Source organism: Bisbaumannia pacifica (assembly GCF_007989625.1).
GTDB lineage: Bacteria > Pseudomonadota > Gammaproteobacteria > Pseudomonadales > Halomonadaceae > Bisbaumannia > Bisbaumannia pacifica.
In genome coordinates this window covers 1-1,436 of the sequence record NZ_BJUK01000099.1, presented here as the reverse complement: position 1 = coordinate 1,436, position 1,436 = coordinate 1, and the positions used below count along the sequence as shown (strand labels likewise).

Genomic DNA, 1,436 nt, shown 5'->3' with positions numbered 1-1,436 from the left:
CGGGCCCCGAGGCCCGCCACTAAATTGAACAATCGGCGGCGGCGACGGCTCAGGGGCCGACCCGCTCCACCACTTCCAGATCGAACCCCGACAGGGCCGAGAACTTCCACGGTGAACTGAGCAGGCGCATCTGCCCCACGCCCAGGTGACGCAGGATCTGCGAGCCGGTGCCGATGGTCAGGTAGTTGCCGGCACCATCGGAGTCGGTGGTGCGCGGCGCCCGCTTGCGCTCCAGCAGGATGTCCAACTGATCCTTGAGATCCTGATGGGGGCGACCATCGTCGAGCAGCACGAAGACGCCGGCCTCGGCGGCGGCCACCTCGGCCAGGGCCGCACCGGCGGTCCAGCTCTGACTCTCCGGCTTGGCCAGGGTCAGCAGGTCGCGCAGGGTATCGGCCAGGTGCACCCGCACCGTGGTGGGGCTGTCCGGGTGGGGACGCCCCTTGACCAGGGCCAGGTGATGGGCGCCCTGGATGCTGTCGCGGAACACGTGCAGGCTCAGCTCGCCGAAGGCGGTATCCACCGGCGTCGCCTCCAGGTGCTCCACGGTGTGTTCGTTATGAATGCGATAGTGGATCAGGTCGGCGATGGTGCCCATCTTGATGCCATGCTCGGCGGCGAAGCGCTCCAGCTCCGGGCGGCGTGCCATGGAACCGTCCTCGTTCATGATCTCGCAGATCACGCCACTGGGCTCCAGGCCGGCCATGGCCGCCAGGTCGCAGGCCGCCTCGGTGTGACCGGCGCGGCGCAGCACGCCGCCGGGCTCGGCCATCAGCGGGAAGATATGCCCCGGCTGGACGATATCTTCGGGCTTGGCGTCGCGGGCCGCGGCGACCTGCACGGTACGGGCGCGGTCGGCGGCGGAGATCCCGGTGGTGACCCCTTCCGCGGCCTCGATGGAGAGGGTGAACTTGGTGCCGAAGCCGGAGCCGTTGTCGCTGACCATCAGCGGCAGCTTGAGGCGCTCGCAGCGCTCCCGGGTCATCGGCAGGCAGATCAGGCCACGGGCATGCCGCGCCATGAAGTTGATATGCTCGGCCTCGACCTTCTCGGCGGCCATGATGATATCGCCTTCGTTTTCGCGATCCTCATCGTCCATCAGGATCACCATCTTGCCCTGGCGAATGTCCTCGACCAGGGCCTCGATGCTGGCCAGTCCGTTGCCGGACGCGGCGGCCTGAGCAGGGGACTCGGGGGAAGCCGAGTCCTGGGAAGAGTGCGCCATGGGATCTCCGAATCTCTGATTGGGCCGGGTGTCGCCACCGGGCGACGACGACGTTGCCGAATACCAACGCCCGTATCGGGCCGGCGCTCAGGGTACCTTGGTCGAACGCCAGGCGCTAGTGGTTGGCCACCCATGCCGGCCTGTATCAGGCCATCTGCCAAAGCGCCTATGGCGCTCAGGAACTCTCTGGTCGAACGCCAGGCGCTAGTGG

At 67.8% G+C, this 1,436-nt stretch carries 1 protein-coding gene; it reads right to left on the bottom strand.

Going from position 1 to position 1,436, the window contains the following annotated elements; all coding sequences use genetic code 11:
* Positions 1-49 precede the first annotated feature (49 nt).
* The gene (ribBA, locus tag HPA02_RS18060) at positions 50-1,225 is read right to left on the bottom strand and encodes a bifunctional 3,4-dihydroxy-2-butanone-4-phosphate synthase/GTP cyclohydrolase II (RefSeq protein WP_146804591.1); all 1,176 of its coding nucleotides are present in this window, start codon (positions 1,223-1,225) and stop codon (positions 50-52) included.
* Positions 1,226-1,436 lie beyond the last annotated feature (211 nt).